This window comes from Acetivibrio ethanolgignens (assembly GCF_001461035.1).
Lineage (GTDB): Bacteria > Bacillota > Clostridia > Lachnospirales > Lachnospiraceae > Velocimicrobium > Velocimicrobium ethanolgignens.
Genome location: NZ_LNAM01000151.1, coordinates 15,094 through 40,372 on the forward strand (window position 1 = coordinate 15,094; position 25,279 = coordinate 40,372).

Annotated in this window: 26 protein-coding genes; all 26 read left to right on the forward strand. The window is 40.8% G+C overall.

From position 1 onward, the window contains the following. Nucleotides 1–25: 25 nt before the first annotated feature. The 26 genes from ASU35_RS08330 (at nucleotide 26) to ASU35_RS08455 (ending at nucleotide 25,222) form a co-directional block, all read left to right on the forward strand. Nucleotides 26–1,219, forward strand: a complete 1,194-nt coding sequence (locus ASU35_RS08330) for a D-alanyl-D-alanine carboxypeptidase family protein (protein ID WP_058352572.1) — start codon at nucleotides 26–28, stop codon at nucleotides 1,217–1,219. Between the two features lie 27 nt (nucleotides 1,220–1,246). Then, the gene (locus ASU35_RS08335) at nucleotides 1,247–2,086 is read left to right on the forward strand and encodes a metallophosphoesterase (protein ID WP_058352573.1); all 840 of its coding nucleotides are present in this window, start codon (nucleotides 1,247–1,249) and stop codon (nucleotides 2,084–2,086) included. A gap of 77 nt (nucleotides 2,087–2,163) precedes the next feature. Continuing rightward, complete coding sequence (locus ASU35_RS08340; RefSeq protein WP_058352574.1) at nucleotides 2,164–2,724, forward strand: hypothetical protein; 561 nt, start codon at nucleotides 2,164–2,166, stop codon at nucleotides 2,722–2,724. Nucleotides 2,725–2,736: 12 nt separating this feature from the next. Beyond that, nucleotides 2,737–3,489 carry a segregation and condensation protein A gene (locus ASU35_RS08345; protein ID WP_058352575.1) on the forward strand — a complete coding sequence of 251 codons (753 nt, stop codon included), beginning with the start codon at nucleotides 2,737–2,739 and terminating at the stop codon, nucleotides 3,487–3,489. A 2-nt stretch (nucleotides 3,490–3,491) separates the two neighbouring features. Then, entirely contained in the window at nucleotides 3,492–4,067 is a 576-nt protein-coding gene (gene scpB / locus ASU35_RS08350; protein ID WP_423229977.1) for an SMC-Scp complex subunit ScpB, read from the forward strand. A 174-nt stretch (nucleotides 4,068–4,241) separates the two neighbouring features. Beyond that, entirely contained in the window at nucleotides 4,242–4,988 is a 747-nt protein-coding gene (locus ASU35_RS08355) for a DeoR/GlpR family DNA-binding transcription regulator (RefSeq protein WP_058352576.1), read from the forward strand. Next, nucleotides 4,988–5,914, forward strand: coding sequence for a 1-phosphofructokinase (gene pfkB, locus ASU35_RS08360; RefSeq protein WP_058352577.1), 927 nt, complete (start codon nucleotides 4,988–4,990; stop codon nucleotides 5,912–5,914). The genes ASU35_RS08355 and pfkB overlap by 1 nt, the downstream gene beginning before the upstream one ends. Before the next feature lie 163 nt (nucleotides 5,915–6,077). Continuing rightward, nucleotides 6,078–7,715, forward strand: coding sequence for a phosphoenolpyruvate--protein phosphotransferase (gene ptsP, locus ASU35_RS08365; RefSeq protein WP_058352578.1), 1,638 nt, complete (start codon nucleotides 6,078–6,080; stop codon nucleotides 7,713–7,715). Nucleotides 7,716–7,724: 9 nt separating this feature from the next. Then, nucleotides 7,725–8,798, forward strand: a complete 1,074-nt coding sequence (locus ASU35_RS08370) for a M20 metallopeptidase family protein (protein WP_242861237.1) — start codon at nucleotides 7,725–7,727, stop codon at nucleotides 8,796–8,798. 143 nt (nucleotides 8,799–8,941) lie between these two features. After that, nucleotides 8,942–10,195, forward strand: a complete 1,254-nt coding sequence (locus tag ASU35_RS08375) for a D-alanyl-D-alanine carboxypeptidase family protein (RefSeq protein WP_242861236.1) — start codon at nucleotides 8,942–8,944, stop codon at nucleotides 10,193–10,195. Nucleotides 10,196–10,313: 118 nt separating this feature from the next. Next, nucleotides 10,314–11,768, forward strand: coding sequence for an acyl-CoA carboxylase subunit beta (locus ASU35_RS08380; protein WP_058352581.1), 1,455 nt, complete (start codon nucleotides 10,314–10,316; stop codon nucleotides 11,766–11,768). Between the two features lie 17 nt (nucleotides 11,769–11,785). Continuing rightward, complete coding sequence (locus ASU35_RS08385; protein ID WP_058352582.1) at nucleotides 11,786–12,520, forward strand: OadG family protein; 735 nt, start codon at nucleotides 11,786–11,788, stop codon at nucleotides 12,518–12,520. Between the two features lie 29 nt (nucleotides 12,521–12,549). After that, nucleotides 12,550–12,912: a biotin/lipoyl-containing protein gene (locus ASU35_RS08390; protein ID WP_058352583.1), complete on the forward strand. Its 363-nt coding sequence runs from the start codon at nucleotides 12,550–12,552 to the stop codon at nucleotides 12,910–12,912. Between the two features lie 22 nt (nucleotides 12,913–12,934). Continuing rightward, on the forward strand, nucleotides 12,935–14,062 hold the full coding sequence (locus ASU35_RS08395) for a sodium ion-translocating decarboxylase subunit beta (RefSeq protein WP_058352584.1): 1,128 nt from the start codon (nucleotides 12,935–12,937) through the stop codon (nucleotides 14,060–14,062). A gap of 26 nt (nucleotides 14,063–14,088) precedes the next feature. Beyond that, a complete protein-coding gene (locus ASU35_RS08400; RefSeq protein WP_058352585.1) occupies nucleotides 14,089–15,501 on the forward strand; it encodes an oxaloacetate decarboxylase subunit alpha in 1,413 nt (470 codons plus the stop codon). 17 nt (nucleotides 15,502–15,518) lie between these two features. Further along, a complete protein-coding gene (locus ASU35_RS08405; protein ID WP_058352586.1) occupies nucleotides 15,519–17,525 on the forward strand; it encodes a methyl-accepting chemotaxis protein in 2,007 nt (668 codons plus the stop codon). Between the two features lie 92 nt (nucleotides 17,526–17,617). Further along, nucleotides 17,618–17,971, forward strand: a complete 354-nt coding sequence (ylxM, locus tag ASU35_RS08410; protein ID WP_058352587.1) for a YlxM family DNA-binding protein — start codon at nucleotides 17,618–17,620, stop codon at nucleotides 17,969–17,971. Nucleotides 17,972–18,135: 164 nt separating this feature from the next. Beyond that, a complete protein-coding gene (locus ASU35_RS08415) occupies nucleotides 18,136–19,113 on the forward strand; it encodes an ABC transporter ATP-binding protein (RefSeq protein ID WP_058352598.1) in 978 nt (325 codons plus the stop codon). Continuing rightward, on the forward strand, nucleotides 19,088–19,918 hold the full coding sequence (locus ASU35_RS08420) for an ABC transporter permease (protein WP_172794623.1): 831 nt from the start codon (nucleotides 19,088–19,090) through the stop codon (nucleotides 19,916–19,918). Before ASU35_RS08415 ends, ASU35_RS08420 begins: the two co-directional genes overlap by 26 nt. A 97-nt stretch (nucleotides 19,919–20,015) precedes the next feature. After that, entirely contained in the window at nucleotides 20,016–20,750 is a 735-nt protein-coding gene (locus ASU35_RS08425; RefSeq protein WP_172794624.1) for an ABC transporter permease, read from the forward strand. 137 nt (nucleotides 20,751–20,887) lie between these two features. After that, the gene (gene ffh / locus ASU35_RS08430) at nucleotides 20,888–22,231 is read left to right on the forward strand and encodes a signal recognition particle protein (RefSeq protein WP_058352590.1); all 1,344 of its coding nucleotides are present in this window, start codon (nucleotides 20,888–20,890) and stop codon (nucleotides 22,229–22,231) included. 37 nt (nucleotides 22,232–22,268) lie between these two features. Then, a complete protein-coding gene (gene rpsP, locus ASU35_RS08435) occupies nucleotides 22,269–22,514 on the forward strand; it encodes a 30S ribosomal protein S16 (RefSeq protein WP_058352591.1) in 246 nt (81 codons plus the stop codon). Between the two features lie 26 nt (nucleotides 22,515–22,540). Continuing rightward, entirely contained in the window at nucleotides 22,541–22,768 is a 228-nt protein-coding gene (locus ASU35_RS08440; RefSeq protein ID WP_058352592.1) for a KH domain-containing protein, read from the forward strand. A gap of 141 nt (nucleotides 22,769–22,909) precedes the next feature. Further along, entirely contained in the window at nucleotides 22,910–23,305 is a 396-nt protein-coding gene (locus ASU35_RS08445; protein ID WP_058352593.1) for a Fur family transcriptional regulator, read from the forward strand. A gap of 17 nt (nucleotides 23,306–23,322) precedes the next feature. Continuing rightward, nucleotides 23,323–23,619, forward strand: coding sequence for a hypothetical protein (locus ASU35_RS08450; protein WP_058352594.1), 297 nt, complete (start codon nucleotides 23,323–23,325; stop codon nucleotides 23,617–23,619). A gap of 49 nt (nucleotides 23,620–23,668) precedes the next feature. Next, nucleotides 23,669–25,222, forward strand: a complete 1,554-nt coding sequence (locus ASU35_RS08455) for a metal ABC transporter solute-binding protein, Zn/Mn family (RefSeq protein ID WP_058352595.1) — start codon at nucleotides 23,669–23,671, stop codon at nucleotides 25,220–25,222. Nucleotides 25,223–25,279 lie beyond the last annotated feature (57 nt).

The following is a 25,279-nucleotide window of genomic DNA, read 5'->3' on the forward strand; positions in this document are numbered from 1 at the left end:
GAATGGGAAGATTGGAAGTAAAGAAATGAAGCGCTATTGGAGAAAAAGGATTTTTTGTATACTCTGCATTTTTCTGACATTCCTTCCAGGCTTTGGGGTAGGAGCAGAAGAGACAGCTATTACTATTTCAGCTCAGTCAGCAGTACTGATGGAGGGCTCTACTGGAAAGATTCTGTATGAGATGGATAAGGATAAACAGCTGATACCAGCCAGCATCACTAAAATTATGACATTGCTTTTGATTTTTGAAGCTTTGGATACTGGAAAGCTTACTTTAGAGGAGGAGGTTTCTGTCAGCGAGTATGCCGCCAGTATGGGTGGCTCTCAGGTTTATCTGGAGCCCTTTGAAAAACAAACGGTAAATACGATGATTAAGTGTATCAGCATAGCCAGTGCCAATGATGCTTCTGTTGCCATGGCAGAGCATATCAGCGGCTCAGAGAGTGAATTTGTCGCACGAATGAATGAAAGAGCCAAGGAGCTGGGAATGAAGAATACCCATTTTTTAAATTGCTGTGGATTGGATGATACTATTACCGAAGGACATTATTCCTCTGCCTATGACATTGCTTTGATGTCAAGAGAATTAATTACAAAGCATCCGCAGATTAGTAACTATTCTACTGTATGGATGGATTCCTTTACCCATACGACCAAAAAAGGAAGCAGTGAATTTGGACTTACTAATACCAATAAGCTGGTTCGTACCTATAATGGAATTACCGGCTTAAAAACGGGAAGTACCAGTAAGGCAAAATATTGTCTGTCTGCTACGGCGAAAAGGAATGGAATGGATTTAATTGCTGTGGTTATGGCATCAGAAAGCCCAAAGGAGCGATTTGTCGATGCAGCAAAGCTTTTAGATTATGGCTTTGCCAGCTGTAGTCTTTATACCGATGAAAATGAGGAGCTCTTAAATGTCAGGCTGCCGGTTCTGCGGGGAAAAAAGGATGAGGTTGGAATTATGGCAGAAACAGATTTTTCCCAGGTACTCATGAGGGATGAGTCGGAAAATGATATTACAAAAAAGATTGTGTATGATGAAAATCTGGAAGCACCAATAAAAACGGGTGACAAGATTGGAGAAATCAGTTATTATTTAAAGGGAACAAAGACAGGAACGATAGCTATCGTTGCGACAGAGGGAATAGAAAAGGCTCACTTTGGTGATTATTTTAAGAAAACAGTGGATCGTTTTTTTATGAAAAGAGAGAAATAAACGGGAAAGTAAAATGGAGGAGATGAAATGGGAAGACTTGTAATAGAAAATTACCGAATTGCATCGGAACGGATTCCAAAGGAATTTGATGGAATTAAAATTGCATATCTTTCCGACTTACATAGTGAAAGCCTTGGCAGGGAAAACGAGGCATTGCTGTCTGCTGTTGATGAGTCAGTACCGGATTATGTACTGTTTGGCGGGGATTTAATTGTAGGAAAACGGGACTTTTCTTCCGAAGTAGCATTGAAGCTTTGTCAAAGTCTGACAGAAAAATATCCCGTTTATATGGGAATGGGAAATCATGAACAGAAGCTTATGGCTTATGAGGAAACCAAGGACAGCTCTTTTCCGGAGTATATAGAAGCCTTAGAGAAGATGGGAGTCTGGATTCTGAATAATGAAGCAGTAACACTTAGGCATGGAGCCGGGGAAGTCCGGCTCTATGGCCTGACGATGGATTATAAATATTATAGTAAAAAATGGAAGGCTGTAACAATGGAGTCTTCTTATATCACTGAGAATCTTGGAGAATGTGATAAAGAACGGTTTTCTATATTATTGGCTCATACACCGAAGTATTTTGAAGCTTATGCCAAATGGGGAGCTGATTTGGTATTGTCGGGACATGTTCACGGCGGCATTATGATTCTTCAAGGGTTTGGAGGTGTAATAGCCCCTGATTACGATTTATTTCCGGAATACGATTATGGCTATTTTACAAATAAGGAAAGCCAGATGGTATTATCCCGGGGACTGGGGGCTCATACTATCAAGCTTCGCGTTTTTAATCCACCGGAGCTTTCGATTTTGACATTGAAAAAAAACAGGACGGGAGAAGGAATACAGGGAAGTGGGCTGTTATAAGCAGAGTAAAAAAGACTTGCGAAAACCTTCAAGAATTAGTAGAATAAAAAGGTAGGCCAAAAGAAAGGAAGAATAGGATGAAGGAACAGTTGATTACGGTGGCGGCAATTTTGGGAGCCGGATGCTTTGTCATGATAGTACATGAGCTGGTAAAATCCCTTGTGTTTGTAATACGAAGCCGGGGACAGTCATCGGAAAAGCACAAGATATTCCATATATATCAGTATATTGATCCCATTGGGCTTTTATTTTGTCTATTTGGCTTTTCGGGCTTTTCAAAGCCTTATATGTACCGGATGCGGGACAGAAAAACAAATTTATATGTAGGAATTGCCGGCTTTATAACGCTGCTTGTAGTTGCTGTAGCCGGGCTTTTGGTATGTCGGACAACACAAACGGTTGCAGTTTTTGTTATTGCCCAGTATATGTCGGTGCTGAGTATCGGTATGTTTTTTGTCAATCTGTTTCCGGTATCTGTTTTTGATTTGGGGCTGATTGTTGCAGGAGTAGCACCAGAGAAATTTTTTAGTATTATAAAAAATGACTATACAATCAAAATGATATTGATTCTGACGATAATTCTTGGAATTATACGGAGCTTTAGTGCCAATATCTTTTTGTTTCTGTTAGAAAGGTAAAAAGGACAAGCTATGGGAATTCCTGTAAAACTGGAAGTATTTGAAGGACCACTGGACCTTTTACTTCACTTGATTGAAAAGAATAAAGTAAATATTTATGATATTCCGATTGCCCTGATTACAGACCAGTATCTGGAATATATTGAAGCGATGGAATCCAGAGACATGGATGTTATGAGTGAATTCTTAGTTATGGCTGCGACTCTTGTTAATATTAAATCGCGTATGCTGCTTCCGAAGGAGGTTCTAGAGGAAGAGGAGGAAGAGGATCCTAGAAAAGAGCTTGTGGAGCGGCTTTTGGAATATAAGATGTATAAGTATATTTCTTATGAGCTGAAGGATAAACAGGTGGATGCCTCCAAGGTAATGTACAAAAAGCCAACAATACCGGAGGAGGTAGCAGATTACCGGGAAGAGGTAGACCTTGGAAGCCTTTTGTCTGATTTGACACTTAACAAGCTTCAGATGGTATTTAATTCTGTCATGAAAAAGCAGGTAGACAAAATTGACCCGATTCGGAGCCGGTTTGGTAGGATTGAAAAAGAGGAGGTTAACCAGGAGGAAAAGATGCTGTATGTCCAGGCCTATGCCAAGGCTCATAAGAAGTTTAGCTTCCGGGCCCTTTTGGAGGAGCAGTGCAGCAAGATGGAGCTTATTGTAACCTTTCTCTGTATTTTAGAGCTTATGAAGATGGGAAAATTAAAAATTGTTCAAGAGGCAATCTTTGATGATATTTTTATTACGTATCAGGAAAAGGAGAAATAGCATTGGAATTACAGATAAAGAAGCTAGAGGCAGTGATTGAGGCGATATTGTTTACCATGGGAGACGCAATAGAGCTTGAGAGAATTGCTGCTGCAGTAGAGCATGATGAAGATACGACCCGTAAAGTAATCCGCAGTATGATGGACCGGTATGAGGAGGAGGACAGAGGCATTCAGATTATTGAACTGGATGGGGCCTTTCAAATGTGTACAAAAGCGGCTATGTACGAGTCAATTATTAAAATTGCTCATGTGCCGAAAAAATATGTCCTTACGGATGTGCTGCTAGAGACTCTGTCGATTATTGCTTATAAACAGCCAATTACGAAAATTGAGATTGAAGCAATTCGTGGGGTAAAGACAGATCATGCAGTAAATAAGCTGGTAGAATATAATCTGGTCTGTGAGGTTGGAAGGCTGGATGCTCCTGGACGTCCGATTCTTTTTGGAACAACGGAGGATTTCCTTCGTCATTTCGGTATTCAGTCCCTGGAGGATCTTCCGGTTATGAATCCGGAGAAGCTGGAGGATTTCAAGCTGGAGGCAGAGGAAGAGATTCAGCTGAAGTTAGATATTTAAAAGAATAAAACAAGAACGTGGTAGATAAGGAGTTGTTTTTGTGTAAACTGCACAAAAATAGCTCCTTATTTTTGTGAACAAAATGACGGAAAATGATTTACAATGACGGAAAATGATGGTAGTATAATAAATATAATCAAAAACACTCAAAATAAATCAAAAAGAGGTAAGAGTATGTTAATGGAGCAACGGTTTTATGAGATTCTAAGGGCTATAGAGGAAAAGCAGACGGTTACGGTACAGGAGCTTACTGAGCTTCTGAACACATCGGAATCTACTATCCGGAGAGATTTGTCTATTCTGGATAAGGAGGGAAAGCTGAATAAGGTGCATGGTGGTGCTACAGCAATCGGCCATTATACTACCAAGGATGAGGATGTTGCCCTCCGTATGACGCAGAACAGAGAAGAAAAGTTAGAGATTGTCAGATATGCGGCTACCTTGATCCTCCCAGAGGATTTTGTATATCTGGATGCCGGTACGACCACAGAGCTGATGATAGATTACATAACAGAAAAAAACGCAATTTATGTTACCAATGGTATCAGCCATGCTAAGAGGCTGGTGCAGAAGGGCTGTGAGGCTCATATTCTGGGTGGAAAGATAAAGCTTTCTACAGAAGCGGTGGTTGGAAATGAAACCATCAGTGAATTGGACAAATATAATTTTACACTGGGCTTTTTCGGAACCAATGGAATCAGTGTAAAGCGGGGCTTTTCTACTCCTGATATTGATGAAGCAATGGTGAAAAAGAAGGCGATGGAGCAGTGTAAGCAGAGCTATGTACTAGCGGATTCTACCAAATTCAATCAGATTTCGGCGATTCGTTTTGCAGATTTTAAAGCAGCAGACATTATTACATCAAAAATAAAATCAAAAGAGTTTGATGGCTATGACAATGTCAGGGAGGTGGCAAAGTAATGATTTATACAGTAACCTTTAACCCATCTATTGATTACATTGTTTCTGTTGAAAATTTTGAGCTTGGCAGAGTAAACCGAACCTCAAAGGAATTAGTTTATCCGGGTGGAAAGGGTGTTAATGTTTCTCTGGTACTTATGAACCTGGGAAAGAAAAGCACAGCACTTGGCTTTGTTGCCGGATTTACCGGAGCTGAGATTGAGAACAGCTTAAAGGACTGGGGCTGTTTTACAGATTTTATTTCTGTAAAGCAGGGAATGTCCCGGATTAATTTAAAGCTTCGTGCAAAAGAGGAAACAGAAATCAACGGACAGGGACCAAAGCTTTCATCAGAGGATCTGGAGAAGCTTTATCGGAAGCTTGACTGTCTGGAAAATGGTGATGTGCTTGTCCTGGCTGGAAGTATACCAGGCACCCTTCCGGCTTCCATTTATCAGGATATTATGGCTAGACTAAAAGAAAAGGATATTCGTGTTGTGGTAGATGCGACAGGAGATCTTTTAGTAAATGTGTTGAAGTACCGGCCGTTTTTAATTAAGCCAAACAATCATGAGCTGGGTGAAATCTTTGGTGTGAAGCTTCAGGATAAGGAAGAGGTTATTACCTATGCAAAGAAGCTGCAGGAAATGGGTGCAAGAAATGTGTTGATTTCCATGGCAGGAGATGGAGCTGTTCTCGTAGCAGAGGATGGAAGTGTTCTTAAAAGTGAAGCACCAAAGGGAAAGGTAGTTAATTCAGTAGGTGCTGGAGATTCCATGGTTGCCGGTTTTATTACTGGTTATCTGGAAAAGGGTGATTATAAGCATGCCTTTTATACAGGAATTGCAGCAGGAAGTGCCAGTGCATTTTCGGAACGTCTGGCTACAAAGGATGAGGTTCGGAAAATTTATGAAGAGCTGATAGCTTCTAACGAAAGGTGTTTTTAAATGTATCGGAGCACCGGTCATTTAATATAAAAAAGGAGGATGGAGTACGTTGTTTCTTTAGTTGTTGGTACTGTAGTTGGTGCAATTTTACTTGGTGTCTTGAAAAAGGATGTAGAATCGTAGTATAATAGAGCTAAATATAATCACAGGAGGAATTTAAGGAATGAATACCTTTAAAGGAACCAGCGTATTTGGCGGAGTTGCGATTGGAAAACTATTTCTTTTCAAAAAGCAGGAAAACAAGATTGAGAGGGTGCATGTTAATGATGTAGATGCAGAAATCAAGCGGTTTGAGGCAGCAAAGGAAAGAGCGATAGTACAGCTGGGAGAGCTATATAAAAAGGCTGTTGCTGAAGTCGGCGAGGCTAATGCGATGATTTTTGAAGTGCATCAGATGATGCTAGAGGATCTTGATTACCTGGATTCAATTCACTATATAATTAAAGAGCAGAGTGTCAATGCAGAATATGCAGTTGGCACAACCGGTGATAATTTTGCAGCGATGTTTGCGGCAATGGATGATGCTTACATGCAGGGAAGAGCTGCTGATATCAAGGATATTACAGAGAGGCTTCTGACCGAGCTTTCTAATGGTGAACAGGCAGACTTTACAATGAAGGAGCCGGTTATCATCCTGGCAGAGGACTTGGCACCAAGTGAGACAGTTCAGTTTGAAAAGGATAAGCTTTTGGGGTTCATTACAAGGGAAGGTTCTGCAAACTCACATACGGCGATTTTAGCAAGAACCATGGATATTCCGGCGATTATTCAGACAAATATTGAGCTTTTGCCAGAATATCATGGAAGGCTTGCCTGTGTGGATGGCTTTACCGGAGAGATTTATCTTGATCCGGATGAGGAAACACTGACAGCTATGAGGAAAAAGCAGGAGGAATGTCTGGCAGAAAAGGAGCTTTTACAGGAGCTGAGGGGAAAAGAGACTGTAACCTTAGATGGACAGAAGGTAAACCTCTATGCAAATATTGGTAATGTTAAGGATATTGCAACTGTGCTCAGAAATGATGCACAGGGTATCGGCTTGTTTCGAAGCGAATTTTTATATCTGGAAAGCTCTGATTACCCAACGGAGGAGGAGCAGTTTAAGGCTTATAAGACCGTTGCTGAAAATATGGCAGGTAAAAAGGTAATTATTCGTACTTTGGATATCGGAGCTGATAAAAAAGTGGATTATTTTAAGCTGGATCCAGAGGAAAACCCGGCACTGGGATATCGTGCTATCCGTATCTGCCTGGAGCAGAAGGATATTTTCAAGACCCAGCTGCGGGCGATTTACCGGGCATCTGCCTATGGACAGATTTCCGTCATGTTCCCTATGATTACTTCGGTAGAAGAGCTTCGTGAAATTAAGGGAGTTGTAGAAGAGGTCAAGGCAGAGCTTTCAGAGCTTAAGATTCCATTTAAAGAAATTGAGCTGGGAGTTATGATAGAGACACCTGCTGCCGCCATTATCAGTGATGATTTGGCAAAGGAAGTAGATTTCTTCAGTATTGGTACAAATGACTTAACACAGTATACACTGGCCATTGACCGTCAGAATGCAAAGCTGGATCGTTTCTATAATGCTCATCACAAGGCAGTTTTGAAGCTGATTGAGATGACAGCCAAGAATGCTCATAAGAACGGCATCTGGGTAGGTATCTGTGGTGAACTGGGAGCGGATATTTCCTTGACAGAGGAATTCCTTCGTATGGGAATTGATGAGCTTTCTGTATCACCAAGCATGGTATTAAAGGTTCGTAAAAAAATCCGTGAAAGCTACGGTAAAAGAAAGGAAGCGTAAAAGTTGGCAATGAAAGAAATACTTGCCTTACGTCAGCAGCTTCATAAAAATGCGGAGCTTTCCGGTTGTGAGACAAAAACAAAGGAAATCTTAAAAGAATTTTTAATAAAACATACAAATCTGGAAATCATAGACCGGGGTAACTGGTTCTATGCAAAAAAGGAAGGACACGGCGGGCATAAAATTGCCTTTCGTGCCGACTTTGATGCAGTAGCAGCAAAGGACGGAGGGGCAAAGCATATATGCGGCCATGATGGACACAGTTCTATTTTGGCTGGTTCAGCCATGGCTCTTTCAAAGGAAGAGCTTAAGGATACGGTATATTTTATTTTTCAACATGGAGAAGAAAATGGTACTGGTGGCAAGGAGTGCAGTCAGCTTATTTTGGAAGAAGGGATAGAGGAAGTGTACGGGCTTCATAATATTCCGGGTTTTCCGAAAAATTCCATTTTAGTAAGGGATAACACCTTTGCCTGTGCATCTGTCGGTATGACAATCCATTTTGAAGGTAAGCTGTCCCATGCCGCTTATCCGGAGGCTGGAAGGAATCCTGGTGCAGCGACAGGAGCTGTACTTACTATGGCGGAGCAGGTTCTGTCAGAGAAAGGCTATACAGGAATGATTTTGTGTACGCCTATCTGTGTGGAGCTTGGTGAGCCGGCTTTTGGTGTATCTGCCAGTGACAGCCGGATTATGTTTACGATTCGTGCCCACTATGAAAAGGATTTAAACCGTCTTAAGGACAGACTGGAGGCTTATTCCCGGGAGCAGGCGTTAAAATATGGACTTTTGGTATCCTTTTCCTATCAGGAAGGCTTTCCGGATACGGTGAATTTTGATTCCTGCGTAGAACGGGTACGTCTGGCTGCAAAGATAGCTGGATTATCCATTGTTGAGGTGGAAGAGCCTTTTCGGTGGTCGGAAGACTTTGGCTATTATCTGAAAGAGACAAAAGGAGCTTTTTTCGGCATTGGCGATGGAGAGACGTATCCACAGCTTCATACCGAAAACTATGAATTTCCCGATGATATACTGGACACAGGTATAAATATGTTTTCCAGTATTCTGAAAGTACAAAAATAAACAAATAAGCTGGAGGAAATTGAAGAAGCGATGACCTTTACAGGTGTCTTTGTCAACGAATACCGGAACCGGCTTTTATAACGGTATATTTTTTCTGTATTTGCATAAAATCAAATGATAACTCCTTTAAGAGGGAATGTACATTGAATATTTGGAGAAAAAAAATCGGAGCTTTTATCATCATGGTTTTACTTATTAGCTGCATTTTTTTTGAAGGGAGAGTTTCCATTGCAGCTTCAAATATGGAAGAAATAAAAGAACCGGACAACTTATACGCGCTGTCTGCTTGTCTTATGGATGCAGATACAGGGCGTATTTTATTTGAAAAAAACGGAGAAGAAGAACGGGCAATGGCAAGTACAACCAAAATTATGACTCTGTTAGTTGCTCTGGAGCATGGAAATTTAGAGGATGAAGTCAAAATTTCAGAAAATGCAGCCAGACAGCCGGACGTTCAGCTGAATATCTGCACCGGGGAAAAATATAAATTAGAGGATTTACTCTATTCTCTTATGCTGGAATCCCACAATGATGCTGCGGTAGCGATTGCCGAGCATGTGGGTGGCAGTGTAGAGGGGTTTGCAAATCTTATGAACCAAAAAGCTAAGGAGCTTACTCTTTCCCATACACATTTCGTTACTCCTAATGGTCTGGACGGAGAGGATGATGGAGGAAAACACAGAACTACAGCTGTAGAATTAGCAAGGCTTTTGTCCTATTGTATTACAGAATCGGCACAAAAGGAAAAGTTTTTAGAAATTACTCAAAAATCCTCACATTCCTTTTCTGATTTGGAAGGAAAAAGGCAGTTTACCTGTAATAACCACAATGCCTTTCTTAATATGATGGAGGGAGCACTAACAGGAAAAACAGGCTTTACCGGAGAAGCAGGCTATTGCTATGTAGGTGCTTTAAGACGAGATGGAAAAACCTTTGTTGTCTCTTTACTCGGCTGTGGTTGGCCAAATAATAAAGGCTATAAGTGGAAGGATACAAAAAAGCTGATGGAATATGGGATTGCCAACTATGAAAAAAAATCCTTGGAAAAGCTTCCCCAAAAGGGAGAAGTGTTAAAGGTAGTTCCTGTTGTGGACGGCGAGCCTAAATGTTATGGAGAGGAGGCAAAAGTAGCACTGGTATTAGAAAAGCCTTTTTTGGACGGCAGCATGGAGGGGAGAAATTCTTTATTGCTTCGAAAGGATGAACAACTGGTTGTAAAAACAGAGCTTCCAGCATCTTTAACAGCTCCCTTAGAGGAGCATGCGGTAGTTGGGAAAGTAAGTTATTTCATTAACGAAGAAAAGCTGGGCGAATCGAACGTAATGGCACAGAATACGGTGCCTAAGGTGACATTTCATTGGTACTTTTTTCAGCTTCTGAAGGAGTTCTTTTTATGAAACAAAAAGATTGTTAAATTATTGTAAAGTCCGTTGTATTTTTATGCAAAATGGACTACAATTATAATCGCGAGAATATTGGTTTATTTTTACCATAAATTGAATTGGAGGGCTAAAAATGAGTAAAATGTCTCAAATGTCAGCGATGGATCGTATTAAATCCCTGCTTGACGAAAACAGTTTTGTTGAGATTGGTGCCTGTGTAACAAAGAGAAGCACAGATTTCAACCTACAGGAAAAGTCCGTTCCTGCTGATGGTGTTATCACAGGCTATGGCACCATTGACTGCAATCTGGTATATGTATATAGTCAGGATGCATCCCAGCTTGGGGGCTCTATGGGTGAGATGCACGCAAAGAAAATTGCAAAAATCTATGATATGGCATTAAAGGTATCCGCACCGGTAATTGGATTAATTGATTGTGCAGGACTTCGCCTTCAGGAGGCTACCGATGCACTGGCAGGCTTTGGTGACCTATATTTTAAGCAGACCATGGCTTCTGGTGTGATTCCACAGATTTCTGCTGTATTTGGAACCTGCGGAGGAGGATCAGCAATTTCTGCAGCATTAAGTGATTTTACCTTTATGGCAAAGGAGGAAAGTCATCTTTTTGTAAATTCTCCAAATGCATTAGAGGGTAATTACATAGAAAAATGTGATACCAGCTCTGCTGAATATCAGGCAAAATCAGGTCTGGTAGATTTCGTAGGTGAGGATGAGCTGGATGTATTGTCTCAAATTCGAAATCTTGTTTCTATTCTTCCTACAAATAACGAGGATGATGATTCCTATGAGGAATGTACCGATGACTTAAATCGTCTGGTTCCATCCTTTGCTGCATTTGTAAAGGATTCAGCTGCTGCGTTGGCAGAGATTTCCGATAACCATGTATTTGTTGAAGTGAAAAGAGAATACGCAAGGAGTATGGTCACTGGATTTATTCGCTTAAATGGAATGACCGTTGGAGCTATAGCAAACCGTACTGCTGTTTTTGATGAAGAAGGAAAAGAGACAGAAAGCTTCGATACAGTTTTAACAACTGGCGGAGCGAGAAAGGCAGAGTCCTTTGTATCCTTCTGTGATGCTTTCAATATTCCGGTGCTTACTCTTACAAATGTAACCGGCTATGAAGCTACCAAATGTGCAGAAAGAGGAATTGCAAAGGCTGTTGCGAAGCTTACTTATGCTTTTGCAAATGCAACGGTTCCAAAGGTAAACCTGATTGTAGGAAAAGCTTTCGGAAGTGCTTATATCACCATGAATTCCAAGCATATCGGAGCAGATTTAGTCTTTGCACTTCCTGATACTGAGGTTGGTATGATGGAGCCTAAGGCTGCAGCAGAAATTATGTATGCAGAGGAGATTAAGGAGGCTTCTGACTCTACTGCTATGATTCAAGAAAGGGCAGAAGAATATCGTAAATTACAGGGTTCCGGAGAGTCTGCAGCTAAGAGAGGCTACATAGATAATATTATCCGCCCGGAGGAGACAAGAAAGCATCTTATTTTTGCCTTTGATATGTTATTTACAAAAAGGGAGAGCCGTCCAAGCAGAAAACACGGCACAGTATAATATAAGGAGAGACAGCGATGAAGAAATTTTTGTCCAGATTAAGTGTGTTTATCCTGATTCTTTCCGTGACACTGGGCTTTGGCAGTATGACAGCCTTTGCATACAGTGAGGATGCTGTTACCCAGGTGACAGAGTATTATTTCCAGATTTGGAATGAAACGGATTTCCAGCAATATATAGATATGGGTGTCATTGCAGATGAGACAATTCTTGAACAATATACCAAGTGGCAGGAAATTAAGAATCAGATTGGTGACTATGAGGAAGAAACTGAAGTCAGAGTAGAAGAGGTAGATGATACAGTAGTTGTAACCCTGGTTGAGAAATATACAAATTCCAGTGTTCACTTTGTTATTACCTTTGACAAAGCAGCTGCAGAGCAGGATCCGTCCCATGCTATTCTTTCCATTGATGCAACTCTTCCGACCGCTAATGGCGGAGAGGCTAACATGGTAAAGGCGGGAATGAATACTCTGATGGGTATGGGAATCGTATTTCTTGTACTGATTTTCATTTCTGTTATCATATGGTTATTAAAATTTGTACCAGCTCTTTTTGAGAAAAAGAAAAAAGAAGAGCCGGTGGCTGTCCCAGTTGCAGCAGCTCCGGTACCAGTGGCGGTGCCAACGGAAGCAGATGATACAGAGCTTGTTGCAGTTATTACAGCAGCAATCATGGCACTTCGTGCAGAAGAAAATGGTGGTGACGGCAGTGGCTTTACTGTCCGTTCTATCCGCCGCAGACATAGCTAATAATTCAGGAAATTATAGGAGGATAAAAAATGAAAAATTATACAATTACTGTAAATGGAAATGTTTATGATGTTACTGTAGAAGAAAATGGTGCCGGTACAGCACCAGCTGTAAGTGCTCCTAAGATGCCAGCCGCTCCAGTAAAGGCCGCACCAGCTGCTCCAGCAGATGCACAGGGAGGTATTAAAGTAAATGCTCCAATGCCTGGAAAAATTCTGGATGTAAAGGCTCCAGTCGGAACCGCTGTAAAGAAAGGTCAGGTTATTCTGATTCTGGAGGCTATGAAGATGGAAAATGAAGTAGTAGCTCCAGAGGATGGAACTGTAGCAACCATCAACGTTTCTGTTGGTGATTCTGTAGAAGCAGGAGTTGTTTTAGCTACTTTAAACTAATCAGACCGGAGGTATCGTCCAAATGGAATATATTACATCAACTTTGGGAAACCTGCTGCAGCAGACGGCGTTCTTTTCCCTTACCTGGGGAAACTACCTGATGATTGCAGTAGCCTGTGTTTTCCTATATTTAGCAATTGCAAAAGAATATGAACCTCTTCTTTTAGTACCGATTTCCTTCGGTATGTTATTGGTAAATATGTATCCACCAATTATGGAAGAGGGCGGTTTATTGCACTTTTTCTACTTACTGGATGAATGGAGTATCCTTCCATCCCTTATTTTCCTTGGTGTTGGAGCCATGACGGATTTTGGTCCATTGATTGCCAATCCCAAGAGCTTCCTGTTAGGTGCAGCAGCCCAGTTCGGTATTTTCAGTGCTTATATTATGGCTATTTTAATGGGCTTTAACGATATGGCAGCGGCAGCGATTTCTATTATCGGTGGTGCTGACGGTCCTACCTCTATTTTTCTTGCTGGTAAGCTGGGACAGACACAGTACATGGGACCTATTGCGGTAGCAGCATATTCTTATATGTCCCTTGTACCAATTATTCAGCCACCGATTATGAAGCTTTTAACCACAGAAAAAGAACGTAAGATTAAGATGGAGCAGCTGCGTCCGGTATCTAAATTAGAGAAGATTCTGTTCCCTGTTGTGGTTACTATTGTAGTTGTTATGATTTTACCTTCTACGGCACCATTAATTGGTATGCTGATGTTAGGTAATCTGTTCCGTGAATCCGGCGTTGTAAAGCAGCTGACAGAGACTGCCTCCAATGCGTTAATGTATATTGTAGTAATCCTGTTAGGTACTTCTGTAGGAGCAACTACAAGTGCAGAGGCATTCTTAAAATTAGATACCTTAAAGATTGTTGCCCTTGGTCTGATTGCTTTTGCTGTAGGTACAGCAACTGGTGTATTATTTGGTAAGCTTATGAGTAAGCTGTCCGGAGGAAAGATTAATCCTCTGATTGGTTCAGCAGGGGTATCTGCAGTACCAATGGCAGCTCGTGTATCCCAGAAGGTTGGTGCAGAGGCTGACCCAACCAACTTCCTTTTAATGCATGCGATGGGACCAAACGTAGCTGGAGTTATCGGAACTGCGGTAGCCGCCGGTGTATTCATGGCAATTTTTGGAGTTCACTAATTCAGATGGTATAGGAGGTAAGACATATGTCTTTAACAGAAAAGAAACCGGTTAAGATTACTGAGACAGTCCTTCGTGACGCACATCAGTCCTTAATTGCAACAAGAATGACAACGGAGCAGATGCTTCCAATTATTGAAAAGATGGATAAGGTAGGTTACCATTCCGTAGAGTGCTGGGGTGGAGCTACCTTCGATGCTTCCCTTCGTTTCTTAAAGGAAGACCCTTGGGAAAGACTTCGTAAATTAAGAGATGGCTTTAAGAACACAAAGCTGCAGATGCTTTTCCGCGGACAGAATATTTTAGGCTACAATCACTATGCTGATGACGTAGTAGAATATTTTGTACAGAAGTCCATTGCGAATGGTATTGACATTATCCGTATTTTTGACTGTTTAAATGATATCCGCAATCTGGAAACTGCTGTAAAGGCAGCAAATAAGGAAAAAGGACATGCCCAGGTAGCGTTAAGCTATACTTTAGGAGATGCTTATACTCTGGATTATTGGAAGGATATTGCAAAGAAGATAGAGGATATGGGTGCAAATTCCCTGTGTATCAAGGATATGGCTGGTCTTTTAACTCCATACCGTGCCAAAGAGCTGGTAACTGCTTTAAAGGAAACTGTGGATATGCCGATTGATTTACATACCCATTACACCTCCGGTGTAGCTTCCATGACCTACTTAAAGGCAGTAGAAGCAGGCTGTGATATTATTGATACTGCAATGTCTCCATTTGCTTTAGGTACTAGCCAGCCGGCTACTGAGGTTATGGCTGAGACCTTCCGTGGTACTCCTTATGACCCGAGCTTTGACCAGAATCTTTTGGCTGAAATCGCTGATTATTTCCGTCCTCTGAGAGAAGAAGCTTTGGAAAGCGGACTGATGAATCCAAAGGTACTGGGCGTAAACATTAAGACATTGATGTATCAGGTACCTGGTGGTATGCTTTCCAACTTGGTATCCCAGTTAAAGGAAATGGGTCAGGAAGATAAGTACTATGAAGTTTTAGAGGAGGTTCCAAGAGTTCGTAAGGATTTTGGTGAGCCGCCGCTCGTTACTCCTTCTTCCCAGATTGTAGGTACTCAGGCTGTTTTAAATGTGGTTTCTGGTGAACGCTACAAAATGGTTACCAAGGAATCCAAGAAGCTTTTATCCGGTGAATTTGGTCAGACTGTAAAGCCATTTGACTCTGAGGTACAGAAGAAGTGTATTGGCGATACTAAGCCAATTACTTGTCGTCCGGCTGACTTAATCGAGCCCCAGCTTCCAAAGCTGGAAAAAGAAATGGCTCAGTATAAGCAGCAGGATGAGGATGTATTATCCTATGCTCTGTTCCCGCAGGTTGCTTTAGAGTTTTTTAAATATCGTGAGGCTCAGCAGACCCGTGTGGATCAGACGGTAGCAGATATAGATAATAAGGCTTATCCTGTTTAAAATAGGAGGTATACAATATGAAAAAAAGGACGTCAATAACCACACAGCTTATGTCGCACATAATTCCTTTGGTTGCAGTCCTGATGATTATTTCAGTTGGATTAACGATGTTGCTGACAAATATTTCTGTTCGTGAGATGGCAAAATCTGAGTTAAAAAAAGAGGCCTATGGAAATGAAAAGGTTCTGGCACGATTTATTTCAGATGTGATAAGTACTTTAAGGGCGATAAGGGATACTTTGGAAAACGTTGACTTTGCAGATGATAAAGAACGTCTGGGCTATATGGAAACGACAGTAACATTGAATGAGAGTATTCCCAATGGTGTATATATAGGAGATGACAGAGGTCATTTCCTTGACTCCTCGTTATGGGTGCCAGGATCTGATTTTGTAGTTACAGAGCGTGCCTGGTATGTGAAAAGTATGCAGAACAGGGAATTTTTGTTAAGTGAACCTTTCCAGGATGCAAATACAGGACAAACGATTGTAAGTATTTCATCAAAAGCAAATATTAAGGGCTGGGGAAATACGGTTCTGGCAGGAGATATGTACTTGAACCGGATTTCGGAGTTTATTTCTGGGCTTACCGTTATGAATGCAGGCTATTCCTTTGTATTTGATCCTGGCAGTGATATTATAATTGCTCATAAGGAGTCACAGTACAACGGAATGCTCTTATCTGAAGCTGCCGCACAGGAGAGCATTATCGCTCAGCTCCAGAAGCAGATTACAGAAGCGGACAATCTGGATGAGATTTTGACAGTTTCTACAGATAAAGACACTTATATGGTTGTAGCTGAGCCGGTAGAAAACACCAGCTGGTATCTGGTATCCTGTATTTCAGAAGGTATCGTATTAAATAAGCTGCATCATTTGCTTTCTAAAATCAGTTTAATTGCAGTTATATTATCTGCAGTTGTTATGGTTATTATTGCATTTTCTATTCATCGCAAAACCAAGCCGATTAAAAAGCTTACCAGTGTAATTGAAGGTATGACATCTGGCGATTTTACCGTAGAGGTTATTCCGGTAGGGAATGATGAAATTACTACGATGTCGGAAAAGCTTAAGGTATTCATTGAAAGCATGCGTGGCACCATATGCCAGCTGACAGATATTTCTTCTCATTTGGGTGAGCAGTCAGCTAACAGTGCTGAGGTCTCAAAAGGATTGAGTGAGTCTGCTGCTATGCAGTCTGAATCTATGGGGCAGATGACTACAACGGTAGATGACCTGGCACATTCCATTGAAAGCATTGCAGAGAATGCAACCTCTCTGGCAGAGGCGGTAAGTGTTGTATTTAATAACGGGACCGAAGCGGAAGAAAAGGTGACAGAGACAGTAGTAGCAGCTGAAAAAGGAAAAAGTGACATTGAGAAGGTTGCTGCTAATATGGATAAGATTAATGGAAGTATTGAAGCTTTATCTAAGATTGTCCGTGAGGTTGGTGAGTCTACAGCAGAGATTAATAATATTACAGAAATTATTGGTGATATTGCAGGACAGACAAATCTATTGGCATTAAATGCAAGTATTGAGGCAGCTCGGGCTGGAGAAGCGGGAAGAGGCTTTGCCGTTGTTGCAGATGAGATTGGTACTCTTGCTAATATGTGTGCAGATGCCGTAAAGAAGATTTCTGATTTAATTGAAAGGATTAACCAGCAGGTAGGCAGTACAATTGATCAGACCAGCCAGAGTGTAGACAGCATAAGAGAAAGCAAGGAGCTGGTAGATATCTCCTATGAAACCTTTATGAAAATCTATGATAAGGTTATTACAACAAATGAAAATATTAAAAATGTTACCTCTAAAATTCGTGAAGTTGGAGATGTAGCAAGCTCCATGGCAGCAATCACGGAGGAACAGTCAGCCAGTACAGAAGAGATTCTGGCTACCTCTGAGAATCTGTATGAGCAGTCACAGAATATTGCTGATAACAGCCATGAGGTAGAAAATATGGCTGAAAGCCTGGAGACAACTGCGGCAGCTATCCGTACCCAGATGAAAGAATTTAAAGCATAAAACAGAAGCAGGAAGTGTTCAAAAGCGTTGAATACTTCCTGATTTTATGTTATGCTTTTTGCGTATTATTTAATGGAAGGGGAAGGGGTGTTATGAAAGAAATTGAAGATGTTTATGAGCTCTCTCTTTTATATGATTTTTATGGTGCTTTATTAAAGGAACAAAAAAGAGAAGTTTTTGAGGATTATATATTGAATGATTTGTCTCTTGGGGAGATTGCCAGGGAGCGAGGAATCAGCCGACAGGGCATCCATGATTCCATTAAGCGGTGCAGCCGGGAGCTTTTTGATTATGAAGAAAGGCTGGGGCTGGTACAGAAATTTAACTGTATTAAAGAAAAGGTCGGAGAAATTCATCAGGCAGCCAGCAAGCTTGAAGAGGCTGGTACGGTACCAGAGCTTAAGAAAATTGTAGAACTGTCAGATGAGATACTGGAGGAACTGTAAAAAATAATTTTGTCGATTTTTATCGAAAATTGTATGTGAAATCCAAGAAAAACCACAAATTTATATTGTAATTCTTCCTGGAGGAGAATATAATGTAGCCATCATTATTGATTGCTGTGAAAAATATAGAAAATTGTTGGGGAAAGGTATGCTGGGGAATTGCTATGGGAAATTGTATAGAAGTAAAAAATTTGACTAAGAGCTTTGAGTATTACAAAAAGGAAGAAGGGGTAAGGGGTTCCGTTAAAAACTTTTTCCACAGGAAGAAGCTAATCAAAGAGTCTGTTAGAAATGTATCTTTTAATATTGAAGAGAGTGAATTTGTCGGTTTTCTAGGCCCAAATGGAGCGGGGAAAACGACAACATTAAAGATGCTTTCCGGCATTTTATTTCCGACTACGGGTGAAATAGATATCTTAGGATATACTCCATGGGAGAGAAAGGATGAGTTTAAAAGGCAGTTTTCTATAATAATGGGGCAGAAAAATCAGCTTTGGTGGGATTTGCCGGCTAAGGAATCTTTATATCTAAATAAATGCATTTATGGAATTAGTGATGAGGAATATAAAAAGACTATAAATATGCTGGCAGCTTTGCTTGAGGTAGGACATGTCATGGATGTGCAGGTTAGACGACTCTCCTTGGGTGAGAGAATGAAGCTTGAGATAATAGCAGCCCTGCTTCATAAGCCTAAAATTATTTTTCTTGATGAACCGACGATAGGCCTTGATATGGTATCTCAGAAAAATATTCGGAATTTTCTTAAATATTACAACAAAGAGTATAAGGCCACGATACTTTTAACCAGCCACTATATGAAGGATATAGAGGATTTATGCTCCAGGATAATCGTTATAAATGAAGGAAGCATAGTATATGATGGTAAGAATGAAGACATAAATTCCATATATAACAATAAAAAAATAATATCGCTTAAGTTTTCCGATGAAGTAGAGGCAGAGATGCTTAAGGAATTTGGAAGACTTAGAAAGTGTGATAGGTTAGAGGCGGAAATTGAAGTAGAGAAGGATGCGGTTAAGGATTTGCTATGGAAGGTGACGAATTCTTTGCCTATCAATGATTTTAGTATATCAGATATTCCATTGGAAGAAGGGCTTGAAAGGCTATATGCGAAGAAATAAATTAAAAAAATATTATTCTATTTTTATGCTGGGGTTTGAAAATGCATTAGAATACAGAGGAAATTATGCAATCAATCTAATTAGTGTTTTTTTTCCGATTATGATGCAGTATTTTGTGTGGACAGCAGTATTTACAGGAAAAGCTGAAGGAGAAAGAATATTTGGTTTAACTTACGCCGAAGCTATTATTTACACACTATGTGCAGGCTTTGTAGCAAAGCTTATAAGTACAGGCTGTCATCATCAAATATCACAGGATATAAAAGGCGGCACCTTAAACCAGTTTTTGGTTCAACCGATTAAGTATGTGGTTTATCAGGTGTTTCGTTCCTTTGGCGAGAAAATATTAGAAATGCTAATTGTGTTTACAATTTTGCTGGTGTTTATATTTGTGGTAGCACCTGGCATGGGAATGAGTGTAGAGTTTAATGGGATAGGGATGTTCCTTATAGCTTTCATTCCAGCAATGATACTAAATTTCCTTATATTTCTAAGTGTGAGTATGCTGGCTTTTTGGATAGTTGAGGTTGGCAGGCTTTATAGTATCATAGATATATTAGTGGCTATCGTGAGTGGAAGTATCTTTCCCTTAAGTATATTTGGAGATAAGGTCAGCCACATATTTGAATTTCTTCCATTTACCTATACTACATATTTTTTAACAAATACCTTGAATGGTTCGGTAGATATACATAGTTTTGTTAGAGGGATTTTTATTCAAATAGCATGGATTGGTCTATTCTTCATCATATGCAAAATGACGTGGTTTGCAGGATTGAAGAAATATGCCGCCGTGGGAGGCTGATAGTATGTCAATGTAAGGAGTCAGATATATGTTTGGAAGGATTAAAAATTACTGCTTATTATACTCTGTGTTTTTAAGGAATTGTTTGCAGGCACAAATGGAATATAGAGTTAATTTCCTGTTTTCCATATTGGCAGAGGGCGGCTGGGTATGTTCGCATTTATTATATTTGATGGTTTTATATACCTCGGATATTTCTATTGGGGATATTGGAAGAGATAGCTTATATTTGTTTGTAGGCACATATCTGGTGATAACTGGAATCTATATGAGTATGTTTTTTACAAATTTTTATAATATTCCGGAATATCTAAGGACAGGACAGCTAGATTTGTTTATTACAAAGCCACTTTCACTGCAATTTATAGTTACACTCAGATATGTAGATTTTGGATATCCGATTACAGACTTCATAGTGGGTATCGTACTTATTGTTATTGGCTGGGGAAAAATGGGAATACCCATTTCTACTGTAAATATACTGGGATTTCTTGGATTTATTATCTTAGGTGCCGTCTGGGTATATGTTTTACAGCTGTTACCGGCACTCCTTTCTTTCTGGACAGTAAAAGTTTCAGGTGTATACAGCATAGGATATGCAGTACATGATATGAATAAGATGCCGCGAGCTGTGTATGGCAAACTGATTCAGAGAATAGGAACTTTTATTTATCCATTATTTCCTATGGCAAACTATGGAACCTTGTTTGTAACAGGAAAGCTGACGGTAGTTGAGTTAATATGGGGAATTCTGGGACCAGTTATATTTTTTGCTGCGACAAAGGCTCTTTGGAATGTGGCTGTAAGGAAATATGTAAGTGCCAGTGGCTGATATCACAAGAATATAAGCACTTCATATAAGTGTAAAGAAAAATACTTGACACTCATAAATTTCTGTGATACACTATCAAAGTCGGCTAAGACAACGGCAGTTTTTTTGTCGGAATAAGCGAAGGGAGGATAACGATTATGGCATTTGACAGCTTAACAGAAAAACTTCAAAACGTATTCAAAAACCTTCGTGGAAAGGGCAGTCTGACAGAGGCTGATGTAAAAGCCGCTTTAAAAGAGGTCAAGATGGCTCTGTTGGAAGCCGATGTGAACTTTAAGGTCGTAAAGAGCTTTGTGAAGTCCGTACAGGAGCGTGCAGTTGGACAGGATGTACTTAACAGTCTGACACCGGGCCAGATGGTAATTAAAATTGTAAATGAAGAGATGGTTAGGCTGATGGGGGATGAGACGACAGAGATTGCCCTGAAGCCATCCAATGAGATTACTGTCATTATGATGTGTGGTCTGCAGGGTGCAGGTAAGACAACTACCACAGCAAAGCTGGCTGGAAAGTTTAAGCAGAAGGGCAGAAAACCGCTTTTAGCAGCCTGTGATGTGTACCGTCCAGCAGCGATTAAGCAGCTGCAGATTAACGGAGAGAAGCAGGGTGTTCCTGTATTTTCCATGGGCGATGGACATAAGCCGGTCAATATTGCAAAGGCAGCTTATGAGCATGCAGAGAAAAACGGACAGAATGTTTTGATTCTGGATACCGCTGGACGTCTTCATATTGATGAGGATATGATGACGGAGCTAATTGAGATAAAGGAAAATCTTCCGGTGGCACATTCCATTCTGGTGGTAGATGCCATGACCGGACAGGATGCCGTAAATGTTGCCGAGAGCTTTAATGAAAAGATTGGCATTGATGGGGTTATTCTTACAAAGCTGGATGGCGACACCCGAGGCGGTGCAGCTTTATCTATTCGTGCAGTGACTGGTAAGCCGATTCTCTATGTTGGTATGGGAGAAAAGCTCTCTGATTTGGAGCAGTTTTATCCAGACCGTATGGCATCTCGTATCCTTGGCATGGGAGATGTACTGACGCTGATTGAAAAAGCAGAGGCTTCCATTGATGCAGATAAGGCAGAGGCCCTTGGAAAGAAGCTTAAAAAAGCAGATTTTGATTTTAATGATTTCTTAGATTCCATGGAGCAGATGAAGAAACTGGGTGGCATTTCCGGTATTTTGAATATGCTTCCGGGAGCTGGCGGTCTTCCAAAGGATATTGAAATTGATGATAATGCCTTTAAGCCAATTGAAGCAATTATTTCCTCTATGACGCTGGAGGAGAGAAGCAATCCGGCGATTTTAAATCCATCCCGCAAAAGAAGAATTGCGAATGGTGCCGGTGTGGATATCAGCCAGGTAAACCGTCTGGTAAAACAGATGGAGCAGATGAAGAAAATGATGAAGCAGATGCCGGGTATGATGGGCGGCAAAGGAAAAAGAGGTAAGTTTAGAATGCCATTTGGCTTCTAGCTATAGATTTTAATTACATTCCAAGGAGGTGAAACAAATGGCAGTAAAAATTCGTTTAAAGAGAATGGGACAGAAAAAGGCTCCTTTCTATAGAATTGTTGTATCTGACAGCAGAAGTCCTCGTGATGGTAGATTTATTGAGGAGATCGGTACCTATGATCCTAACCAGGAGCCAAGTGCTTTCCGCGTAGATGAGGAAGCAGCTAAAAAGTGGTTAGCAAACGGTGCACAGCCTACTGAGGTTGTTGGCAAGTTATTCAAAAATGCAGGAATCACAAAATAATCGGTATTCTTCGGAGGTGAAAGGTAATGAAGGAATTAGTCGAAGTAATTGCTAAGTCTCTGGTAGATCATCCGGAAGAAGTGGTTGTAACCGAAACTGAAAACGACAAGGCAATTGTTGTTGAGTTAAAGGTTGCTGCTGACGATATGGGTAAGGTAATCGGCAAACAGGGCCGTGTTGCCAAAAGCATTCGTACCGTTGTAAAGGCAGCTGCATCAAGAGATGACAAAAAGGTTATTGTAGATATTCAGTAAACCTTAACTTGGAAAGTGTAAGCAAAGCTTACACTTTTTTTAGATTAATTGTAATCAGGAAACATTTACTTTACAGTTGACATTTGCAGCTTGCTGCGTTATAATAATTGCGAATAAATCGCAAATTGGAGGTTCACCCCTTTGTCGAAATACAATACAAAACAGCGAAAAATTCTACTTGCGTATTTGAACCAGCACCCAGATAAATTGATGTCTACCCATCAGATTGCAGAAGCATTACAAAATCAGGGAATTAGCCTGAGTGCTGTATATAGAAACCTTTCACAGCTGGAGGTTGAGGAAAAGGTAAGGCGATGTACAAAGGCTGGGACACGAGAAGTTTTTTATCAGTATATTGCCGCTGAAGCCTGTAAAGGTGCTTTACACATGATATGTATAAAATGTGGAAGGACCTTTCATATGGCACATGGTAATCTTACCTTGTTTACAAAGTATTTGGAAGAAAGTGAAAACTTTACATTAGACACAACAGATACCGTTCTATATGGCATCTGTTTAGAATGTAAAGAAAGCTAACACGGAAGGGAGTTACAATGACAAAGCATAATCGTTTTTTTTGTATACTGCTGGCTACGACTGTAGTCTTTGTTTTGTTACTCTCTGTTGCCTGCATTGCTGTTGAAGCAGATCATGATTGTCAGGGTGAAGATTGCCCAATTTGTCAGCAGATTAGCATCTGTGAAAATATTCTGAAAAACCTTGCACTTGCTGGTTCTGCCACAGCCTTTGGGGCAGTATTGCTATATATTCTGTATAAGGCAATTCAGTCGTATACGGAAAACCTTCAAAAAATTACACTGGTTTCTCTCAAGGTCGAGCTTCTGGATTAAATTTTGTACCCTTTTTAATCTTATTATAATCTGGAGGTTTATTTGAACTATGAAAAGAATAATTACACTCACTCTTGTCCTGCTTTTAGCAGTCGGTTCTTTGGCAGGCTGCCAAAAGCAGGCTGCACCCGCAAAGACAAATAAATTAAGTGTTGTCACCACCATTTTCCCGGAATATGACTGGGTACGGGAGATTTTGGGTGACAAGGCTGAAAACGCTGAAATCACCATGCTATTAGATAATGGTGTTGACCTGCACAGCTACCAGCCGACAGCGGAGGACATTTTGAAAATATCCACCTGTGATCTGTTTGTCTATGTCGGTGGAGAATCTGACGGCTGGGTAAAAGACGTACTCGCCCAGGCGACCAATAAGGACATGGTCGTCATCAATCTTCTTGAAACGCTTGGAGACAGGGCGAAAGCCGAAGAAGTCGTTGAGGGAATGGAAACAGACCATGACCATAGTCACGGACATAGCAAAGAAGTCTCTACTTTTGAAGATAATGAAGTGCAGGATAGAAGCCTTTCAGACTGGGCGGGCGAATGGCAGTCTGCTTATCCGCTGGCACTGGACGGAGCTCTTGATAAGGCCTTTGAAGCAAAAGCTGAATCCGGTGAGATGACAGCCGACGAATATAAAGAATATTACCAAAGAGGATATAAAACCGATTACAACCACATCACGATTGATGGCGATACCATTACATTCACGGATAACAAAGGGAATACGGCAAAATCGGATTACAGATATGTCGGCTATGTCATTCAGGACTGGTCGAGCGGCACAAGAGCTGCTCTGTACAGGTTTGAGGCTGCAGATAAGGAATCTGGCACACCTGCATATATTGAATTTAATGATCACATGATTGAGCCTGCACAGGCGGCACATTTCCATATCCGAATGAGCAAGGAGAGCTTCGATGCCATCTCTGACCTTGAAACATCTTGGCCGACCTTCTTCCCGGCAGATTTGAGTGCTGAACAGGTGTGTGAAGAGCTGATTGGGCATAATCACAGCGATGAGGATGAAGAACACGCACACGAAGAACACGAGCATGAAGAAGAACTGGATGAACATGTGTGGCTCTCTTTGAAAAACGCTTCTCTTTTATGCGACGCTATTGCCGATGCACTTATTCGTATAGATGGGGAGAATGCAAATGTATATGAAAATAATGTCCGGAAGTATAAAGAACGGTTAAATGCACTGGACAATGCCTATTCGGTGGAGGTTTCCGGAGGCTCTGTTAAGACACTCTTGTTTGGCGACCGGTTCCCGTTCCGCTACCTGGTGGACGATTATGGCTTGAGCTATCATGCTGCCTTTGTGGGCTGCTCCGCTGAAACGGAAGCCAGCTTTGAAACGGTATCCTTCCTTGCAAAGAAGGTGGATGAACTGAAGCTGCCCTGCGTGCTGACCATAGAGGGTGCACAACATAAGATTGCTGAAACCATCGTACAAAATACCAGGGATAAGAATCAGAAAGTCCTGACCATGGATTCCATGCAGGCTACAACCTCAAAGGATGTAAAGAGTGGCACAACCTACCTCTCTGTTATGGAAAATAACCTCTCTGTGCTGAAGGAAGCATTGGATTAAGTCCAGCTAATAAATGTCAATAGGAAAATGAAAAAAATTTGATTTCATTTTTGAACT